The sequence below is a fragment of the Gordonia sp. 135 genome (assembly GCF_009720185.1).
GTDB classification, from domain to species: domain Bacteria; phylum Actinomycetota; class Actinomycetes; order Mycobacteriales; family Mycobacteriaceae; genus Gordonia; species Gordonia alkanivorans.
The window spans coordinates 3,234,790-3,253,943 of the sequence record NZ_CP046257.1 but is presented as its reverse complement, the minus strand read 5'-3'; the positions used below and the strand labels follow the sequence as shown (position 1 = coordinate 3,253,943).

General features: G+C 68.1%; 18 protein-coding genes and 1 riboswitch. Of the genes, 10 read left to right on the top strand and 8 right to left on the bottom strand.

Annotation, left to right across the window (positions count from 1 at the left end; translation table 11 throughout):
* Positions 1-55 precede the first annotated feature (55 nt).
* From qcrB to ctaE, 4 genes are all read right to left on the bottom strand, one after another.
* Positions 56-1,678: a cytochrome bc1 complex cytochrome b subunit gene (gene qcrB / locus GKZ92_RS14695; protein ID WP_006356834.1), complete on the bottom strand. Its 1,623-nt coding sequence runs from the start codon at positions 1,676-1,678 to the stop codon at positions 56-58.
* On the bottom strand, positions 1,675-2,832 hold the full coding sequence (gene qcrA / locus GKZ92_RS14690) for a cytochrome bc1 complex Rieske iron-sulfur subunit (RefSeq protein WP_006356835.1): 1,158 nt from the start codon (positions 2,830-2,832) through the stop codon (positions 1,675-1,677). The genes qcrB and qcrA overlap by 4 nt, the downstream gene beginning before the upstream one ends.
* Positions 2,829-3,680 carry a cytochrome bc1 complex diheme cytochrome c subunit gene (qcrC, locus tag GKZ92_RS14685; protein ID WP_006356836.1) on the bottom strand — a complete coding sequence of 284 codons (852 nt, stop codon included), beginning with the start codon at positions 3,678-3,680 and terminating at the stop codon, positions 2,829-2,831. Before qcrC ends, qcrA begins: the two co-directional genes overlap by 4 nt.
* Positions 3,681-3,771: 91 nt before the next feature.
* Positions 3,772-4,383 carry an aa3-type cytochrome oxidase subunit III gene (gene ctaE, locus GKZ92_RS14680; protein ID WP_075864057.1) on the bottom strand — a complete coding sequence of 204 codons (612 nt, stop codon included), beginning with the start codon at positions 4,381-4,383 and terminating at the stop codon, positions 3,772-3,774.
* A 168-nt stretch (positions 4,384-4,551) separates the two neighbouring features.
* On the opposite strand from ctaE, the gene GKZ92_RS14675 reads away from it, so the two are divergent.
* Together GKZ92_RS14675 and trpD are read left to right on the top strand one after the other, a co-directional pair.
* Positions 4,552-5,049, top strand: coding sequence for a hypothetical protein (locus tag GKZ92_RS14675; RefSeq protein ID WP_006356838.1), 498 nt, complete (start codon positions 4,552-4,554; stop codon positions 5,047-5,049).
* A gap of 11 nt (positions 5,050-5,060) precedes the next feature.
* Positions 5,061-6,137, top strand: a complete 1,077-nt coding sequence (gene trpD, locus GKZ92_RS14670; RefSeq protein ID WP_006356839.1) for an anthranilate phosphoribosyltransferase — start codon at positions 5,061-5,063, stop codon at positions 6,135-6,137.
* On the opposite strand, the gene GKZ92_RS14665 is transcribed toward trpD, so the two are convergent.
* Positions 6,134-6,412: an Lrp/AsnC family transcriptional regulator gene (locus GKZ92_RS14665; RefSeq protein WP_005200119.1), complete on the bottom strand. Its 279-nt coding sequence runs from the start codon at positions 6,410-6,412 to the stop codon at positions 6,134-6,136. The genes trpD and GKZ92_RS14665 overlap by 4 nt on opposite strands.
* Positions 6,409-8,274: a DEDD exonuclease domain-containing protein gene (locus tag GKZ92_RS14660; protein ID WP_006356840.1), complete on the bottom strand. Its 1,866-nt coding sequence runs from the start codon at positions 8,272-8,274 to the stop codon at positions 6,409-6,411. Before GKZ92_RS14660 ends, GKZ92_RS14665 begins: the two co-directional genes overlap by 4 nt.
* A 333-nt stretch (positions 8,275-8,607) precedes the next feature.
* Between GKZ92_RS14660 and GKZ92_RS14655 the strand changes: the two genes are divergently transcribed.
* The 5 genes from GKZ92_RS14655 (at position 8,608) to GKZ92_RS14635 (ending at position 13,625) form a co-directional block, all read left to right on the top strand.
* Positions 8,608-8,838 (top strand): hypothetical protein, encoded by a 231-nt coding sequence (locus GKZ92_RS14655; protein ID WP_230461808.1) that lies wholly within the window; start codon positions 8,608-8,610, stop codon positions 8,836-8,838.
* Positions 8,839-8,945: 107 nt separating this feature from the next.
* Positions 8,946-9,176, top strand: a riboswitch (cyclic di-AMP (ydaO/yuaA leader).
* Between the two features lie 17 nt (positions 9,177-9,193).
* Positions 9,194-9,874 (top strand): C40 family peptidase, encoded by a 681-nt coding sequence (locus GKZ92_RS14650; RefSeq protein ID WP_006356842.1) that lies wholly within the window; start codon positions 9,194-9,196, stop codon positions 9,872-9,874.
* A gap of 167 nt (positions 9,875-10,041) precedes the next feature.
* Positions 10,042-11,091, top strand: a complete 1,050-nt coding sequence (locus tag GKZ92_RS14645) for a C40 family peptidase (protein ID WP_040003903.1) — start codon at positions 10,042-10,044, stop codon at positions 11,089-11,091.
* 9 nt (positions 11,092-11,100) lie between these two features.
* Positions 11,101-12,501 carry a hypothetical protein gene (locus GKZ92_RS14640; protein WP_155225389.1) on the top strand — a complete coding sequence of 467 codons (1,401 nt, stop codon included), beginning with the start codon at positions 11,101-11,103 and terminating at the stop codon, positions 12,499-12,501.
* Complete coding sequence (locus GKZ92_RS14635; protein WP_155225388.1) at positions 12,501-13,625, top strand: glycosyltransferase family 4 protein; 1,125 nt, start codon at positions 12,501-12,503, stop codon at positions 13,623-13,625. The genes GKZ92_RS14640 and GKZ92_RS14635 overlap by 1 nt, the downstream gene beginning before the upstream one ends.
* A 360-nt stretch (positions 13,626-13,985) precedes the next feature.
* Here the strand turns inward: GKZ92_RS14635 and GKZ92_RS14630 are convergent, their stop codons facing one another.
* A complete protein-coding gene (locus tag GKZ92_RS14630; RefSeq protein ID WP_127962823.1) occupies positions 13,986-14,933 on the bottom strand; it encodes an NADP-dependent oxidoreductase in 948 nt (315 codons plus the stop codon).
* A gap of 114 nt (positions 14,934-15,047) precedes the next feature.
* A complete protein-coding gene (locus GKZ92_RS14625; protein ID WP_155225387.1) occupies positions 15,048-16,856 on the bottom strand; it encodes an AMP-dependent synthetase/ligase in 1,809 nt (602 codons plus the stop codon).
* A 108-nt stretch (positions 16,857-16,964) separates the two neighbouring features.
* Here GKZ92_RS14625 and GKZ92_RS14620 point away from each other — a divergent pair, with 108 nt between their 5' ends.
* Genes GKZ92_RS14620 through GKZ92_RS14610 form a run of 3 tightly spaced genes read left to right on the top strand, consistent with a single transcriptional unit; the run spans position 16,965 to position 19,059 of the window.
* Positions 16,965-17,408 (top strand): hypothetical protein, encoded by a 444-nt coding sequence (locus tag GKZ92_RS14620; RefSeq protein ID WP_035752694.1) that lies wholly within the window; start codon positions 16,965-16,967, stop codon positions 17,406-17,408.
* Positions 17,408-17,845 carry an SRPBCC family protein gene (locus GKZ92_RS14615; RefSeq protein ID WP_006868119.1) on the top strand — a complete coding sequence of 146 codons (438 nt, stop codon included), beginning with the start codon at positions 17,408-17,410 and terminating at the stop codon, positions 17,843-17,845. The genes GKZ92_RS14620 and GKZ92_RS14615 overlap by 1 nt, the downstream gene beginning before the upstream one ends.
* A 20-nt stretch (positions 17,846-17,865) precedes the next feature.
* Complete coding sequence (locus GKZ92_RS14610) at positions 17,866-19,059, top strand: ArsA-related P-loop ATPase (RefSeq protein ID WP_155225386.1); 1,194 nt, start codon at positions 17,866-17,868, stop codon at positions 19,057-19,059.
* Positions 19,060-19,154 lie beyond the last annotated feature (95 nt).

The window sequence follows — 19,154 nt, the reverse complement described above, 5'->3', positions numbered from 1 at the left end:
CAGCGGGCCGCCGTGCACCTGATGGTGCGCGACGGCCCGCTGTCTCGTGTGGTTACTACTCGTCGAAGGGATTGCCACCCTTGGCCTGGAGATCGCGAAGAGCCTTGCGCTCCGCAGCCTCGAGCTCGTGCTCGACCTCGACGTGGCGCAACTGCTCCTCCGGCGGGTCGGCGGTCAGGATCGAACCCGTACCCGGGGCACCCGCGGAGCCGAGCTTGTTCATCCGCTTCGGCAGTGCGGCACCCTCGTAGGGGAGCGGGATCGGGTGACCGTGGCTGTCGACCGGGCCGAGCGGCTGGTGCAGCTCGATGTACTCACCCTGCGGCAGGCGCTTGATGATGCCGGTCTCGATGCCGTGTGCCAGGACCTCGCGGTCGCTGCGCTGCAGCGAGATCGCCCAGCGGTATGCGATGAAGTACACCAGCGGCGGCAGGATGATCAGACCGATTCGACCGATCCACGTCGTCGCGTTGAGCGAGATGTGGAACTTGAACGCGATGATGTCGTTCATGCACGCCAGCGTCAGCAGGATGTAGAACGAGAACGCCATCGCACCGATCGCGGTACGCACCGGGGTGTCACGCGGACGCTGCAGCAGGTTGTGGTGAGCGTCGTCGCCGGTGAGCCTCTTCTCGATCCACGGGTAGGCGAACATCAGACCGAACATGATGGTCATGATCAGGACGACCCAGTTCGACATCACCACGGTGTAGTTGCCGAGGTACAGCTCCCATGCCGGGAACAGACGGATCAAACCGTCGGTCCATTGCATGTAGATGTCCGGCTGCGAGCCTGCTGACACCTGTGCCGGGTTGTACGGGCCGATGTTCCAGACCGGGTTGATCTGGAATATGCCGGCCATGATGGCCAGCACACCGGTGACGAAGGCGAACATCGCGCCGGCCTTGGCCGCGAACACCGGCATGATCCGGACACCGACGACGTTCTTCTCGGTGCGGCCGGGGCCGGGGAACTGCGTGTGCTTCTGGTACCAGACGAGCGCCAGGTGAGCGCCGATCAGAGCCAGGATGATGCCCGGGAAGAGCAGGATGTGCAGCACGTACAGGCGCGGGATGATGATGTCGCCGGGGAAGTCCCCGCCGAACAGCGCCCAGTGAATCCAGGTACCGACGACCGGGATGCCGAGGACGATGCCGCTCATCGCGGCGCGGACGCCGGTGCCCGAGAGCAGGTCGTCGGGGAGCGAGTAGCCGAAGAAGCCCTCGAACATGGCCAGGATCAGCAGCAGGCAGCCGATGATCCAGTTGGCCTCACGCGGCCGGCGGAACGCACCGGTGAAGAAGATGCGCGCCATGTGGATGATGATCGACGCGGCGAACAGCAGTGCTGCCCAGTGGTGGATCTGGCGGACGAACAGGCCACCGCGAACCTCGAAGGAGAGGTCCAGGGTGGTCTCGTACGCCTTGGTCATCATGACGCCGTTGAGCGGCTGGTACGCGCCGTCGTAGACGACCTGCGTCATCGACGGATCGAAGAACAGCGAGAGATAGACACCCGAGATCAGCAGGATGATGAAGCTGTAGAGCGCGATCTCACCCAGCATGAACGACCAATGGGTGGGGAACACCTTGTTGATCTGGCGACGCATACCCGCGGCGAGGTGATACCGCGAGTCCACTTCCTCGGCTTGTGTGCCGAGACGGTCTGCGATGGTCATGACTTACGCTCCCAGAATGCCGGTCCGACGGGCTCGATGAAGTCGCCTGCCGCAACGAGGTAACCCTCGTTGTTCACCGTGATCGGCAGCTGTGCGAGAGCGCGGGCAGCCGGTCCGAAGATCGGCTTGGCGTACTCGAGCGCGTCGAACTGCGACTGGTGGCAGGGACACAGGATGCGATTGCTCCGCTGCTCGTACAGCGAGGCGGGGCAACCGAGGTGGCTGCAGACCTTGGTGAAGGCGAAGTAGTCACCGTAGTTGAAGCTCTCCTGACCCTGGCGCTTGATGGCGCGGGCCGCGTCCTCGGGACGCAGGCGGATGAGCATGACGGGGTTGCGGACCTCGTGCAGGCTCTCCATCAGCGCGTGACGGGAGTGCTCGGTCTCGCCGAACCCGTTGGAACGACGCCACGGGAAGACGGTCTCCATGCCGCCGGCGTCGAGATCCTCGGGACGGACCAGGGCGACCTGGTACGGATTGCCCGTGTCGCGACGCAGGTAGATCGTCTCGTTGGGGTCGGCCTTCGAGTTGTAGATCGGCGACCAGCCCGAGTGCCACAGGGGAGAGTTCTCCCGCTCGGCCCACGGGTTCTTGATGAAGCCACCGAGGAAGGCGACGAGACCGGTCAGCGCGAAGGCGCCCAGACCGAAACCGGCCGAACCGATGAGCATCTTGCGACGACCCAGGGTCGAGGTGGTGCCGGTGTCCTGCAGGAGTCCGACGATCGTCTTCTTGTCGATCTCGGCCGAACCGCCGTCGTGGCGGTCCTGGACGGAGATCTCCGACGGGATGAACTTCTTGGTGATCAGGATCATCGCGATGCCGATGGCGAGCACCGAGAGACCGAACGTCGCGCCGAGAAGCGGCGTGTTGAACGTGTACCACCAGTAGTTCGGGTCGTCCGGAAGGGCGAATTCCCAATGGTTGAACAGGAAGATGCCCAGGCAGGCGAGGGCGGAGATGCCGGCGATCGTGAACCAGATCGCGACCTGGCGCTCGGCGCGCTTCTCGACCTTCGTACCCGGCTCGGGGTACCGCTCGGCCCGATGGATGATCTCGACACCGTCGAGATTGGTACCGAGTTTGACGAGCTCCTCGGTGCTCATCTGCTCCAGTTCGTCCCTCGACGGGACGTCCTTGTCACTGCCGCTCATGCTCGAGATCCCATCCACATGGCGCCTGCGACGATGGCGATGACGCCGACAAACCACATCACCATGCCCTCGCTGACCGGCCCGAAGCCGCCCAGTCCGAGTCCGCCGCTGGGCTGGGCCTCGGTCACGTACTTGACGTAGGCGATGATGTCTTTCTTTTCCTCCGGATTCAGCTGCCGGTTCGAGAACTTGGGCATGTTCTGCGGGCCGGTCAGCATCGCGGTGTAGATCTGCGCCTCGTCGACTCCGTCGAGCACGGGTGCGTACTTACCCGAGGACAGGGCGCCGCCACGACCGGTGAAGTTGTGGCAGGACGCGCAGTTGAGGCGGAACAGCTCACTGCCTCGACCGATGCTGTCGCCGCGGAGTGAACTCGAGGCGACCTCGCCGTTGGCGTCACGCGGGACCTGCGGTCCGCCGCCCTCGGCCTGGATGAAGGCGCCGAGCTGGTCGATCTGTTCGGTGGTGAACTTGGCGGGCTTGCGCTGCGCCTGTGCCTCACCACGCGCGGCCGGCATACGGCCGGTCGACACCTGGAAGTACACGGCGGCATCGCCGACGCCGAGCAGTGCGGGACCACGATCGACGACACCTTGGAGGTTGGCGCCGTGACAGGTGATGCACGAGGTCTCGTAGAGCTTGCGGCCGTCGTTGATCATCGCGGCGTTGCTCTCGTCGGCCACCGCGACCTGGGGGTCGGGGGTGAGAACCGAGGCGAGCACACCGGCCATGACCAGACCGGCCAGCAGCACGATGGTACCGCTTGCGCGGCGACGGAGCTTGCGTCGGGCCTTGGCGCGGCGGGTGTCGGTGCCGCTGTCCGACGGTCGCGGTGGAGATGAACTCATCTGTGACTCTCTACTAAGCGGGACGGAGTGGAGATCTAGAGCGAGCTGCGCTCTGAGGTGGCGGATCGCGCGTCGCGCGGGGTCGACGGGGTCATCGGATGAAGTAGATCGTGACGAACAGTCCGATCCAGACGATGTCGACGAAGTGCCAGTAGTAGGAGACAACGATTGCGGCGGTTGCCTGCGCCGGGGTGAACTTCGAGAGCTTGGTGCGGATGAGCAGGTAGACGAAGGCGATCAGTCCGCCAATGACGTGGAGGCCGTGGAAGCCTGTCGTCATGTAGAAGACCGAGCCGTACGCATCCGAGGCCAGGGTCGTGCCGTGGCCGACGAGCACGGTGTACTCGTACGCCTGACCGAGGACGAAGATCGTGCCCATGATGAGGGTGATCACGTACCAGCGGCGGAGGCCGAAGACGTCACCGCGCTCAGCGGCGAAGACGCCCATCTGGCAGGTCACCGACGAGAGGATCAGCACCGTCGTCACCGGGATGGCGAGGGCGAGATTCAACTCGGTCGGTGGCGGCGGCCACCCGACGGCGGAGTTGGCCCGGGCGACGAAGTACATCGCGAAGAGGCCAGCGAAGAACATGAGCTCACTGGACAGCCAGACGATCGTGCCGACGCTGACCATGTTGGGCCGGTTCAGCGAGTGCACGCGCGAGGTTATCGCAGTCCCTGAGGTACCTACAGCGCTTGTCACATGTGAAGTATGACGGTTCGTAGTAAGCGGTGGCCACCCGGGTCGGATATTGGGTTCGCCTTTTTATTCCGCTGCAGGTCGGGGGCCATGTCATGTCGTCTCCGGCGTGTCCGCACACCCTCTCCGACGCTCTGTTCCCGTCCATGACGCGGTGGCTACGGTGAGTTCATGTCGAGTTCGGATTCCTCCGGTCCCCGCGACCTCAACGGGCGGGTCGTCGCCCGGGGTCGCCTGGCGCGCCTGCGATCCCGGCTGCGGGGCGGTGGCGGCACCGGCCCGCTCGGGCTCGCCGACGACGTGGTGGTCGTCGCCGGCTCGGACGACGACGCGATCGCCTCGTCGACGGCCCTCGACGCGTCGTCGTGGCGGGCCGAGGAAGAGGTCATCCTCCGCCACGATCTGGAGGTGCCCGCGGATCGGCTCGCCGACGCCGCCGCGGTGGCCGCTCTCGACGGGTACGAGGTGGTCGACGACGAGCGTTGGGGGCCGCGGCCGCAGACCGTCGACGATCGGCTCGAGGTTCTCGTCTTGGCGCGGGTCCAGTTGCTCGACGCCATGCATCTGTCCCAGGAACGGTCCCGGATGGCGAGTCTGGGCTCCCGCCACGGCGGAATCGCACGACGATGGTCCGTACTGCAGCGTCCGCCGGGCGGGGCGGGGCACTAGGCTCTCTGCCTGTGAGTACCGCACAGTCTGCCTTCACCTGGCCGCAGATCCTCGGCAAGATCACCGATCGCATCGACCTGTCCGCCGAAGAGGCGGGGTGGGCGATGAACGAGATCATGACCGACAGCGCCAGCGGCGCCCAGATCGCCGCCTTCGGTGTCGGCGTGAAGATGAAGGGCGCGGCGCCCGGCGAACTCGTCGGGCTGGCGCAGGCGATGCTCGACCATGCGACGCTCGTCGAGGTGAGCCGTCCGGCGGTCGACGTGGTCGGCACCGGCGGCGACCGGTCGCACACCGTCAACATCTCCACGATGACCTCGATCGTGATCGCGGCCGCCGGAGTCCCGGTCGTGAAGCACGGGAACCGCGCGGCGTCGTCGAAGAGCGGCGGTGCCGACGTACTCGAGGCGCTCGGGGTGGACATCACCCTGTCGGCCGACGCGGTCGCGCAGTGTGTGGAGGAACTGGGCATCGGGTTCTGCTTCGCGCCGGTGTTCCACCCGGCCTTCCGGTTCACGGGGCCGCCGCGCAAGGAGATCGGCATCCCGACCGTGTTCAACGTGCTCGGACCGCTGACGAATCCGGCCCGGCCCACCTCCGGCCTCATCGGCTGCGCCTTCGCCGACCTCGCCCCGGTTCTCGCCAGCGCGTTCGCCGATCGCGGCGGCTCGGCTCTGGTGGTGCGCGGCGACGACGGCCTCGACGAACTCACCACGACCACCACCTCGACGGTGTGGCAGGTCGTCGGCGGCCAGGTGTCCCAGCTCAGCATCGACCCGGCCGATCTCGGCATCGCTCGCGTGGAGCTGTCCGCGCTGCAGGGCGGCGATGCGGTCGCGAACGCTGCTATCGCGCGCGAATTGTTCTCGGGGACAACAGGTCCCGTACGCGACGCGGTGTTGCTGAACTCCGCCGGCGCGATCGTGGCGTTCGAACAGCAGGGCCCGATGACCTCGGTCGAGCTGACCGAGGCGCTCGGCGCCGCCAAGGATCGCGCCGCCGACGCCATCGACTCGGGTGCGGCGGCGGCGCTGCTCGACCGATGGGCCGCGCTCAGCACTCAGCTGGGGGCGGCCGCCCGCGGTTAGTTCTCGCCGATCGAGAAGCCACCCTCCACGTCCGAGCTGGAGTAGCTGCGGAACGCGATGTGGGTGGCGGACTTGAGCACTCCGGGCAGTCGGTTGATCTGCCCGGTCACCACGGATGCGATGTGCTCGTGATCGCGGACGCGGATCTTCGCGATGAGGTCGACGTCGCCCGCGCAGGAGTACACCTCTTCGACGCCGGCGATGTCGGCCACGGCCTGAGCGGTCTCCGGGATCTGGTGGATGTCGGCCTGGATGAGGACGATGGCAGTGATCATGGCGCAAGCCTAGTGGCCACGAGCTCGCGGATCGGCGAGTGCTGCGCCGCCCGTGGTGTCCGGTGCACAACGGCGCGGGCTACGGAGCGGGCGTCTCGCGCGGATTGTGACCAGCCGCGCCGGCGTTCGGCGCAACCCGCCGGGAGTGCCACGGGATCAGTGGTGGACACGATGCGGGCCCCGGGTTCGGTCATCCACCGATAGATCAGTGCGACCTCCTCGGCCGGGGCTCCGCGCAGCGGCCCGGGCTCGGGGATGACCGTCTCGGCGGCGGCGACGAGAGCGTCGACGACCGGCATGGGGGAGACGCCCCGCCGTGCACGCCCGGCCGCCGCGAGCCGTCCGTGACGGACGACGGCGAAATGCCAGCCGCGCTCCTCATCGGGACGGGCGACGACGATTTCGGCGATCGCGCACAGTGCGGCCAGCCGCTGACACCGCGCCAGGGCGTCGATGGTCAGCGCGAGCCGGTCGCGATGGCGGGCGGCGGTCTCGAACATCTGCGCCTCGGAGAGTTCGGCGAGGCGCGCGGTCAGCTCGTCGAGGAGGTCGTCGGTCTCCCCGCGCATCAGCCGGCGGGCCGCGGTCACGCGCGGCAGGTAATCCGGGACGGTCTGGGGTTGCGCCGCGGCGGCATGGCATCCCCCGGGCTGACGGACGCCATCGGGAGTGGGGCACCAGTGGTACCCGGTGGCGCCGAGGCGCTTGGTGCACGTGCGCAGTCCGGCGGCCGCGGCGATCACGTCGGCCACCGTCGCCGCGTTGTTGCGGTTGCCCACCGGACCGATGGATTCGTCGGTGGGCGTGCGGCTCACCTTGAGGCGCGGGAAGCGCTCCTCGGTGAGCGTCACCCACCATCCCTTGTGGGGCTGCGTCGAACGCCGGTTGTAGGCCGGCGCGTGGGCAGCGAGCAATCGCAGCTCGCGGACGGCCGCCTCGAGCGCGTGAGAACACTCGACGACGTCGACGCGCTCGGCCAGCAGGACCATCTCGGTGATGCGGCGTCGGGGATCGCTGCCGGAGAAATAGGAACGGACGCGGCGTCGGAGGTCCACCGCGGTGCCGACATAGAGGACCTCGTTCGACGGTCCGCGGAAGAGATAGACGCCCGGCCGCGCGGGCACACGGTCGGCCATCTGACGTTTGGCCCGCAGGCGCGGATCGGTGCGCGGCAGATAGGAGGTGAGTTCCCCGACCGTCGAGATGCCCTGATTCCCGACGCGCTCGAGGAGACGGTGGAAGACCTCGACGGTGGCGCGGGCGTCGTCCAGGGCCCGGTGGGTCGGACGGACCGAGACGTCGAAGAGTTCGGCGAGTGCGCTCAGCTTGACCGTGGGCGCCTCGTCGCGGGGCAGGATGCGACGGGCCATCGTCACGGTGCAGAGGCTGAGGCTGAACGGCCAGTCCAGGTGGAGCCGGAGGGCGTTCTGCCGCAGGAACCCCATGTCGAAGCGCGCGTTGTGGGCGACCAGGATCGCGCCGCGGGCGAACTCGAGGAACGAGGGCAGCACAGATTCGATCCGGGGGGCGTCGGTGACCATCGCCGTCGTGATCCCCGTGAGCGTGACGATCTGCGGAGGGATGGGCCGGCCGGGATCGACGAGGGTGGCGAACTCGCCGATCACCTCGCCGCCGCGGATCTTCACCGCGCCGATCTCGGTGATGCGGTCGCCTGCGGGATTCGAGCCGGTGGTCTCGAGGTCGACGACGACGAGCGTGGTGTCGAACAGAGCGCGATCGCTGAACTCGCTCGACATGGCGTCGCCGCCGGTGGCCTGGTCGGCGGCCTCGAGATCCGCGAAGGTCAGCTGTCCCGAGATCACCTGTCCTGCGGCTGCACCGCCACCATCCCTGCGCGTCACGAGGCGAACATTAGTTCGACGCACCGACACGGCGGATGTGACACCCCGATCGTTCGTTCCGTTTCGGTCCCGGGGCCGCGGCGCGGACGTACGCCGACGTCACCTGTTACTCGTGTGACGCATGTGTCGAACACTGTGCGAGCGAGTTTGTCGGTGGTGGTCCCTAGTCTCCATCTCGAAGTGAGAGATCGACGCCGACGGCGCCGAAATCGCCCGCCGTGACCCGCCCGATCCGGAGTTCAAACGCCTCCGGCGGCCAGATGAGATGGAGATCACACGATGCATGTCGACTGCGCAACCTGCCCGGCCCGCCCCGTCGCCTGTGACGGGTGCATGATGACCGTGCTTTTCGGTGGCCCGAACTGGGACGATGCACCCGTTGAAGGTGGAGCTTCGGTAACGGTGCAGGCCCTCGACGACGATGCGGAACTGGACCTCGCGATCGATGTGTTGCAGTCGGCTGCAATGGTCACCAGTGCCGCTGCACGATCTGCAAGAACCGATAAAACTGCACGTCAGAAGCCATTTCGCGTCATCTCGTCGACCGAACTCCGGGCGGGCTGAGAAGCGGTGGCGAACTGCGTGTCCGGTGCCTAGTGGACACAGCGCCGACGATTTCGTAACCTTTCTGAGACCTTTGCGGAGCGTCCCGCTTCAACAGAAGTGGTCCGCACAAGTCACCGCTCAATCGCCCTCACGGGCGAACCGGGGAACCACTTACTTCGGGCAGCGCGGCCAGGGATGTCGGTACTGACACGACCAGCTGAGACTGTCCCGATCGGGGTGAATCGCGTCAACGCGCAAACGTGTCCTTCTGGGATACGGCTGTGCCGAAAACGCGTAGGGCCACTCTTCCGGCCCGAACCCGACAGCTAACTCGGTCGGCGGTACAGGGAGAAACTGAAGGAGAACTCGCTTCGTGGCCAAACATCGTTTGGAACAGCCCAATCGTGGGAGCACGGTTGCCAAGAAGGCGGTGATCGCTGGATCGATCACGCTCGGTTCGCTCGCTGCCGCGGCCGGCCCTGCTCTTGCAGCCCCGGTCCACACCCCGCTCGGTACCTTCGAGATCCCGGCACTGCCCGGTGAGCAGAAGGCCCCGGAAGCGGCCCCGGCACCCAAGCCCGTCGCGAAGTCGCCGGCTGCCACGGTCGAGATCCCCAACGTCGGCCAGTTCACCATCCCGGGTATCGGTCAGAACCAGATCCCGCAGCAGTTCCGTCCGCATGGTGGCGCCCCCCTCGGGCAGCCTCAGCTGACCGCCGGCCAGAAGGCCGTCAAGGCTGCGGAGAGCAAGATCGGCTCGCCGTACTCGTACGGTTCGGCCGGCCCCAACGCCTTCGACTGTTCGGGTCTCGTCTACTGGTCCTACAAGCAGGCCGGCAAGAACATCCCCCGTGACAGCTACGGCCAGCTCGGTGGCGGGCGCGCGGTCTCCTACAGCGAGGCCAAGCCGGGCGACGTGATGATCTTCAACGGTGGCGGCCATGCCGGCATCTACGTCGGAAACGGACAGTTCGTCCACTCCTCGACCTACGGCACGCCCGTGAAGCGTGACGCGGTCAAGGAATGGCAGCTCACCGGTATCCGGCGGTACTGAGACCAACTGAACAAGAGCATCAGGAGAGGGCGGGTCGCGAGCTTTGTGCGATCCGCCCGATCCAGTCTCGGGGGCCATCGGGGGAACTTAGGGTGGTCCGCGGGGGAGGAACGAAGCGGTAGAGGAGTGACTGGACCGTGCTTTCCGGGGAGGGACTAGTGAACGCGATGCGTCTGCGCGCTCGATCGGGCCCGATGATGCTCGCCTTGTGTCTGCTGGCGGCGATCGTGACCGTCGTCCCGCTGACGACCGGCGGCGTCGGGCAGGCCCAGGCCGCGCCCGCGCGATCGGCGGATCAGCTTCTCGATCGATACAAACAGCTCGGCACCGAGGCCGAGAAGACCACCGAGGCGATGCACAACGCCAAGATCGAGTACGACAAGCAGCGCTCGATCGTTGCGCAGGCCAAGCGGGCCGCGGCCGACGCCCAGCGCAAACTCGACATCAGCCGTGAGCAGCTCGCCTCCTACCAGGCCAGGGTCGACGCCATCGTGCGCGCCAGCTACCAGGGCGCCCGCGTCAGCGGTCTCTACGCGGTGATGGTCAGCGACTCGCCCCAGGCACTGCTCGACCAGATGTCGGGACTCGACATGATCTCGCGGCAGGCCGCTTCCGACCTGACCGCCATCAAGAAGGTCCGCGCCCGCACCGCGGCCGCCAAGAAGGACGCCGACCAGACCGCACTCGCGGCGTCGGAGGCCGTCTCGCGCGCCGAACGGGTCCGCGGAGACCTCCAGACCAAGCAGGCCGACCTGCAGATGCAGGCGATCCAGATCCGCGCGATCTACCAGTCGATGACCGGCAAGCAGCTCGCCGCCCTCCTCGGCCCGAAGTTCGACTTCGACCCGCGGATCGTCCCCAAGGGCACCGCCGCCGCACTCGTCGCGGTCCAAGCCGCGCTGACGCGCATCGGCGATCCCTACGTGTGGGGCGCGACCGGCCCGAGCTCGTTCGACTGCTCGGGTCTGATGGTGTGGGCCTACAAGCAGGCCGGCAAGACCCTCCCGCGGTCGAGTGAGGCGCAGTTGGCCGGCGGTCAGCCGGTGTCCCGCGAGGACCTCAAGGCCGGCGACCTGGTCATCTACTACCCGGACGCCCACCACGTCGGGATGTACGTCGGTGACGGATACGTCATCCACGCCTCGACCTTCGGTGTCCCGGTCAAGGTCGTCCCGCTCGACGAGGCCGGTCCGTTCAACTCCGGCCGTCGGTTCTAGACTCCACTGGTGGTTTCACTCCGCGGGCGTTGGCGCCCGACGCTCGCGTCCGCGGTCGTGCTGCTCATCGGTGTGACCACCGGATGCGGCGGCCAGGAGCCGTCCGCGGCCGACGGGTCGATCTCCCGTGGCAGCCCCTCGACGACGTCGACCCCGGCCAATCCCTACGAACAACAGCGTGCCGAGGGCGTGACGCGCCTGCTGGACGACCTCACCGCGACGATCACCTCCGGGGAGGTGCAGAAGATCGGGTCGCTGCTCGACGAGGCGGCGACCCCGGCGTTCGAGAATCGCTGGGTCACCGCGGCGGAGAACTTCCGTCCCCGGCAGTTTGTCCGCGGAGACTCCGACGGTCGGTTGCAGTTCGCCCGTTTCCGCTACCAGCTGGCCCCCACGGAGGAGGCCGAGGCACTGGTACCCGCCGAAGTCCAAGGCCTTCTCGACGCGAACGGCAGTTCGGACGCCTGGGTGGCGCCGGTGGAGCTGCGCTACGCCCTCGGTGGTGAACGCGCACCCGGTGTCGACGAACCCGAGGTCGTCGTGACGACCCAGTTCGTGGTCGCCCGCTACGGCGACGAGTGGAAGCTCGTCGGCGACACGGGGGCACTCGGCGGGGAGCCGACCCCGCCCCAGCTGTGGGAACTGCCCGGACTGTCTGTCTCCGACGCCGCCACCGCCGGCGGGACGTCGGTGATCGCCCGCTATCTCCGCACCAGCCCGGCTTCGGCGAACCTGCGCAAGCTGCTGCCCGACGCCGTCGACGCGGTGACCGCATTCTGGGGAGAGTCCTGGGATCGGCGCGCCGTGCTCGTGACCACCTCCGACCAGGACGAGTTCGCCGCCCTGGTCGGGCAAGGCGGCGCGATAGGTGCGGCGGCCGCGGCGACCGTCTACAGCCGGGTGGATTTCCCTCGGCGCACCGCCATCGGCCAGCGCGTGGTCTTCACCCCGGCCGCCGATGATCTGGCCCCGCCGACGCTCGCCGTCGTGTTGCGCCACGAACTCACGCATGTTGCAGCCCGTGCGCAAACTGCTCTCGACGCCCCGCTCTGGATCACCGAGGGCGTGGCCGAATACGTCGGCCGCAAAGGCACCTACCGCCGTCTCGCCGACGCCGCACCCGATCTGACCGAGGCGGTCCGGGCGGGGAGAACTCCCACCGCGCTGCCGGACGATGCGGCCTTCGCGATGGACGGGCAGACCTCGCAGCTGGCCTACCAGAGCGCATGGTCGATGGCCGCCTACGTCGCGGACCGCTACGGCGAGGCGCGACTGAAGAGGTTCTATCTCGGGGTCGCGGCGACCGCCGATCCGGCTCGCCAGGACGCTGCGATCCGGGCCGCGCTCGGCGTCAGCCGCGACGAGCTCATCGCCGGATGGGGCCGATGGCTCGACGGGCAGGTCCGCTGATGGGGCGAACCCTGTTGATCACCAACGACTTCCCGCCCCGACCGGGCGGAATCCAGTCCTACCTGCAGAACCTGGTCGATCTGCTCCCGCCGGAGGACATCGTCGTCTATGCGCCGCGCTGGCGCGGCCGATCACACATCGACTTCGACGCCGAGGTTCCCTACCGGGTGTACCGCCATCGCACGACGCTGATGTTGCCGACCCCGTTCGTCGCCCGCCGTGCAGCGGAAATCGTTCGGCGCGAGCAGATATCGACCGTCTGGTTCGGTGCGGCCGCGCCGCTGGCCGTCCTCGCGCCCGCGATGCGCCGGGCCGGTGCACAACGCATCCTCGCGAGCACGCACGGTCACGAGGTCGGCTGGTCGATGCTCCCCGTCGCACGTCAGGTGCTGGGCCACATCGGTCGCCACACCGACGTCATCACCTTCGTCAGCCGGTACACCCGCGGTCGATTCGCGTCGGCCTTCGGTGCGCATGCGGCATTGGAATACCTGCCGCCCGGCGTCGACGTCGCGCGGTTCTCGCCCGATCCTGTTCTGCGGCAGAAGTTCCGGGACCGCCACAAACTGGGGGACCGGCCGACGATCCTGTGTCTGTCGCGCCTCGTCCCGCGCAAGGGGCAGGACGTGCTGATCCGTGCGCTGCCGCTGATCCGCCGGACGATCCCCGACGCGGTCCTCGTCATCGTCGGTGGAGGTCCATACGCCGAGAAGCTGCACGCACTGGCGACCCGGGCGGGTGTCGAGGACCAGGTGATCTTCACCGGATCGGTTCCGGCCGAGGAACTCTCGGCGTACCACAACATCGCCGACGTCTTCGCGATGCCGTCCCGCACGCGCGGGGGAGGACTCGACGTCGAAGGACTCGGGATCGTCTACCTCGAGGCGTCGGCCACAGGCGTGCCGGTGGTCGCCGGCCTGTCCGGCGGCGCGCCGGAGACGGTCGTCGAGGGTGTCACCGGCACGACGGTCGACGGCACCGACGTCGACGCCGTCGCGATGGCGATCCTGTCGATCCTGGGCGACCGGGCCACTGCCGCCGAGATGGGTGCCGCGGGACGACGTTTCGTCGTCGACAACTGGCAGTGGAGTCAGATGGCCGCCCGGTTGCGCCAATTGCTCTGAGGCACTGAGCCCCTGGGCCTCTTGGCTGCTGAAATGCACCCCTGAAAAGCGCCCCCGGTTTCCGCCCCGCGTCGAGAACCGCCCCCGAAAAGCGCCCCCGGTTTCCGCGCGGCGTCGAGAACCGCCCCCGAAAAGTGCCCTCCACAGCACTGCCGGCATATCACTCGCGGTGCGGCGCTGGAGGGCGGAGATCAGGGGCGCTTCTCGGGCCGGGGCGGATTCGAGGGGCGGAAATCGGGGGCGCTTCTCGGGCCGGGGCGGATTCGAGGGGCGGAAATCGGGGGCGCTTCTCGGGCCGGGGCGGATTCGAGGGGCGCTTTTCAGCGGGCCGACGCCTGGCCAGGCCGGTCCGTCGCCGAATTACGCCTCGGTCGACACCTGTACGACGATCTTCCCGCGCACGTGCCCGGACTGGCTGCGCTCGTGGGCGGCGGAAGCGTCGGCCAGGTCGAAGACCTCGGCGATCTCCGGCTCGAGCTCGCCCGCGTCGCCGAGCCGGGCCAGAGCGGCGAGATCCGCGGAGTCGGGGCGGACCCAGACGTACTCGCCCCCGAACTCGTCACGCGCCCGAGCATCGGTGATGGAGGCGACGGTACCGCCGTCGCGCAGCACGCCCGGCACCGAGTCGAGTGCGTCACCACCGACATAGTCGAGGACGACGTCGACGCCGTCGGGAGCGAGCTCACGTACGCGTTCGGCCAGGCCATCGCCGTACGTGGTGGGCTCGGCGCCGAGGGCTCGGAGGTAGTCGTGATTGGCTCCCGAGGCGGTGCCGATCACCCGTGCGCCCAGAGACCGCGCGATCTGGACCGCGAACGATCCGACGCCGCCCGCGGCGGCATGAACCAGCACGGTGTGGCCCGACTGCACGCCGGCCCGTCGAATGGTCTGATACGCCGTCAGTCCGGCGAGCGGAACGGCCGCGGCCTCCTCGAACGTCCAGGCGGCCGGCTTGTGTGCGAGTGTCCGGACCGGTGCGGAGACGAGATCGGCGAACGCACCGCCGGCGACCTCGCCGCCGACGAGGTCCTTACGGACGTAACCGAACACCTCGTCGCCGACCTGGAACTCCGGTGTGTCCAGCCCGACCTGTTCGACGACGCCCGCCACATCCCAACCCGGAACCACCGGGAACACGGTGTCCAGGACCTCGGCGAGGTGCCCCTCCCGGATCTTCCAATCCACCGGGTTGACACTCGATGCGCGCACTCGGACCAGTACGGAGTCGGGACCGACCTTGGGGGTGGGGAGATCGGTGATCTCCAGGACATCAGGGCCGCCGAATCGGCTGTAGGTGATCGCTCGCATGGTGGCACCAACGGGTGCCCGGACGTATTGATTCCATGACCCGCCCGCGAGTGCCGGGAACCGATCGCGCCGACACCCGGCCCAGACGGCGGCGCCGGGACGCGACGCCGCGGCTCACCGCTGGTAGATCGCCTCGATGTCGACCGAGAACTTCTCGACGACCACGTTGCGCTTCACCTTCAGGGTCGGCGTCATCTCGCCGGTCTCCTCGGTGAAGTCCGACGGCAGGATGCGGAACTTCTTGATCCCCTCAGCGCTCGAGACGGTCTTGTTGGCCGAGTCGACGGCCGCCTGGACCTCGGCGAGGAGTTCGGCATCGTCGATGAGATCGGCGACGGTGGCGTCGGCGGGCTTGCCGTTGCGCTCCCTCCACGCCGGGAAGGCCTCCGGGTCGATGGTGATGAGCGCGGCCACGAACGGTTTCGCATCCCCGACGACCATCGCCTGCGAGATGAGGGCGTTGGCGCGGATGACGTCCTCGAGCCCGGCGGGGGAGACGTTCTTGCCGCCCGCGGTCACGATGAGTTCCTTCTTACGGCCGGTGATGGTGATGAAACCCTCGGCGTCGACGGTGCCGAGATCGCCGGTGTGGAACCAGCCGTCGACGATTGCGGAGGCCGTCGCCTCCGGGTTCTGCCAGTACTCGGAGAACACGACCCCGCCCTTGAGGAGGATCTCGCCGTCCTCGCCGACGCGGACGGCGTTGCCCGACAACGGCTTTCCGACGGTGCCGATCTTCCACGCCGACGGGGTGTTCACGCTGAACGCGGCCGTCGTCTCGGTGAGGCCGTAGCCCTCGAACACCGGGATGCCGACGCCGGAGAAGAAATGGCCCAAGCGCGCGCCGAGCGGGCCGCCGCCGGAGATCGCCATGCCGCACTCGCCGCCAAGGGCGGTGCGCAGCTTCTTGTAGACCAGTGCATCGAACACGGCGTGCTTGAGTTTGAGTGCCAGACCGATCTGGCCCTGTTCGCGCGCCTCGGAGTAGGAGATCGCGGTCTCCGCGGCGGCGTCGAAGATCTTGCCCTTGCCGCCGTCGTGGGCCTTCTGGCGCGCCGAGTTGTAGACCTTCTCGAACACGCGCGGCACCGAGAGGATGAGCGACGGTTTGAAGACCGCGAATTCGTCGACGAGGGTCTTGATGTCACTGGTGTGTCCGACCTCGGCGCCGGCCTCGATGGCGACGAGGGTGATCGCGCGGGCGAGGACGTGGGCGAGGGGCAGGAACATCAGCAGTCGCTTGTGCTCCCGATCCTGGAGGTCGTCGAGGATGTCGCCGGCGAGGACCGCTTTCATCTCCGAGAGCATGTTCGCGTGGGTGAGGATGCAGCCCTTCGGCCGGCCCGTGGTGCCCGAGGTGTAGATCAGGGTGGCGGGGTCGGCGGCGCCGAGGGTCGTACGGCGCTTGGCCACCTCGTCGTCGTCGACGTCGGCGCCGGCGGAGGTGAGTTCGTCGACGGCGCCGGGCCCGTCGGTGCGGTCGATCTGGAAGACCGTGACCGGTTCGGTGAGCGAGTCGATGGACTCGAAGGCGGCACGGTGGCCGTCGTCCTCGAGGACGATCGCGACGGCGCCGGAATCGCGGAGGATCCACTCGATCTGGCTTGCCGAGGACGAGTCGTAGATCGGTACCGGGATCGCGCCGGCCGACCAGATGGCGAAGTCGAAGAGGTTCCACTCGAGTCGGGTGCGCGAGAGGAGTGCGACGCGGTCGCCGGGGTTGATGCCGGAGGCGATCAGGCCCTTGGCGATCGACGAGACGCGTGCTGCGGCATCGGCGGCGGTGATGGGTGCCCACTCATCACCCTGCTTCTGGCGGAAGACGACGTGCTGAGGTGATCGCTGCGCCAGGTTGAAGATGATGTTCGTGCAGTTCTCGTCGTCGGCGATCGAGAACTTCGCTGGCACGCTGTACTCACTCATCGTCGTTACCCTCCAGTAGATGCCGTTCTGCCGATCGTATCCCTGCAGCAAAGCGCGACGATCACCCCACTGCCGTTCGGGTGCACTACCCTGCGCCGACGCGAGTATGTGAAGCTAGTGGGCGTGACGAGCATCCAGGTGGCCGACGAGGTTTTCGTCGCCGCGGCACCACGTCTGGCCGCTGCCGTGGTCGGCGACCCCGCCAACTGGCGGCGATGGTGGCCCGACCTTCGTCTGGCGGTCACCGAAGACCGTGCGGAGCAAGGGGTCCGGTGGCGTGTCGACGGACCGGTGGCCGGGACGATGGAGATCTGGAACGAAGCGGTCCTCGACGGCTTCGTGCTGCACTACTTCCTCCACGCGGAACCTACGCGGGCCCTGCCCGGTGAACGCGGCGACGACCCGCGTGCCCGTGCCGATGCGCTCGCGGAGGAGAACAAGCGGCGTCGGGTCGCCGGCAAGGACATGTCCTTCGAGGTGAAACAGCTCCTCGAGGCGGGCCGGCACGTGGGCGGTCCGGCCGCCGGTGCCGAGACCGCGGAGGCCGTGTGATGGCCGATCACACCGAACGCGACATCGTCATCGGCGCAGACGCCGAGGACATCCTGGCCGTCATCTCCGACTTCGAGCACTACCCGGACTGGGTCACCGCGGCGCGCGAGGTCGAGGTCCTGCGCACCGACGACGCCGGGCGTGCCCTAGAGGTGCGCTTCGTGCTCGACGCCGGTGTCCTGCAGGACACGTATGTGCTTGCCTACGAGTGGGATCCGGACGGGACCTCGGTCTCGTGGCGTCTGGTCTCCAGCGATCTGCAGAAGGACCAGCGCGGTCGGTACAGCCTCACCCAGCAGGTCCCGGGTTCGACCAAAGTCACCTATGAGCTCATGGTCGACCTGCAGGTGCCGATGATCGGACAGCTGAAACGCCGAGCGGAGAAAGCGATCACCGAGGCCGCGCTGCACGACCTGAAGAAGAGGGTCGAAGGCTGATCGATCTCACACCCATACATGTGGTGCTCGGTCCGGGAGGCTCCGGTGTCTCCGCTGTCGCTGCCGCGGCGGCCTCCCAGCGGCCCAGCACGCCTCGGGCTTCGCGTCAGGCCGTCACCCGGCCCGAGCAGCACACCCTGCTCATCACCGTCGACCGCTGGTCGCCGGTGCACGACTGGGCCCGCGTCTACCGGCAGCCCGGTGAGCCGGTGGCGGTCTCGAAGTTCCTCCACCTGCTGACCCTCGACCGCCTGGATCTGACCGAGCGCACCTGGTCGGCGTTCATCGACGTCCTCGAACACACCGCGGGTCGCAGCAAGGCCGTCCTTCCCGGCGTGGGGACCCTCTCCGGCATCGACGCCGCGGAGCTCACCTCGCTCCCGGGTATCGACGACTTCCTGCTGCTGCGGCGCATCCGCGACGAGGCGACGAGCGGTCGGTGGCAGCGGATCATCGTCGACCTCTCGGGGTGCGGCGACCCGCTGCAGTTCCTGCGCGGGGGATCGGTGCTCAGTCAGGCGCTCAATCGCTTCTGGCCGCGGCACCGACGCCTCGCGACGGCGTCCGAGCGGCCGGTGATGGCCCCACTGACCGCTGCCGTCGACGCCATCGACCGCGACTGTGCCGATGTCGCAGAGCTGTTCTCCGACGCGCACGCGGTGGCGGTCCACCTCGTCCTCGGTGCCGACGACCGTGCCCGCCGCCTCGCGGAGCACTATGTCGCCGGTGCCGACGTCATGGGGCTGCCGCTGGCGTCGGTCCAGGTGAACCGTGGCGTGGGTTCGGAGTCCCCCGAGGACCTCGCCGCACACGTCGAGGCGTTGCTCGACGGCCCCGACGGTTGCCGCGGCGTAAGGGTGGCCCTGGTGGACCGGTCCGCCGAGACGATCGATCGCATGGCCCGGCTGCGCAAGCTCGCGGTCCGGCTGCCCGATCCGCACGGCATCGCGCGCGGCTCGGCCGCGTCGGTCGTGGAGACCGTCGCCGGGACCGAGACCGCCTTCCGGTTGTCGTGGCCGCAACGCCTGCCCGAACCGGATTCGCTGGCCCTCGGGCGCAGCGGCGACGACCTGCTCGTGACGATCTCCGGCTTCCGCCATCCGGTGCGTCTGCCGTCGGTGTTGCGCCGGTGCACCGTCGTCGACGCGGCGTGGGAGGACGGGCGGTTGACCGTCGGCTTCGTCCCCGACCCCGCGGTCTGGCCGCGCCGGTAGTCGGCGTCGCACGGCCGCCGGGTAGGTTCGAAGACCGCCCGGCTCGTGGAGAACACAGACTCGTGGAGATCACACGGTCGGCGGCCACACGGTAC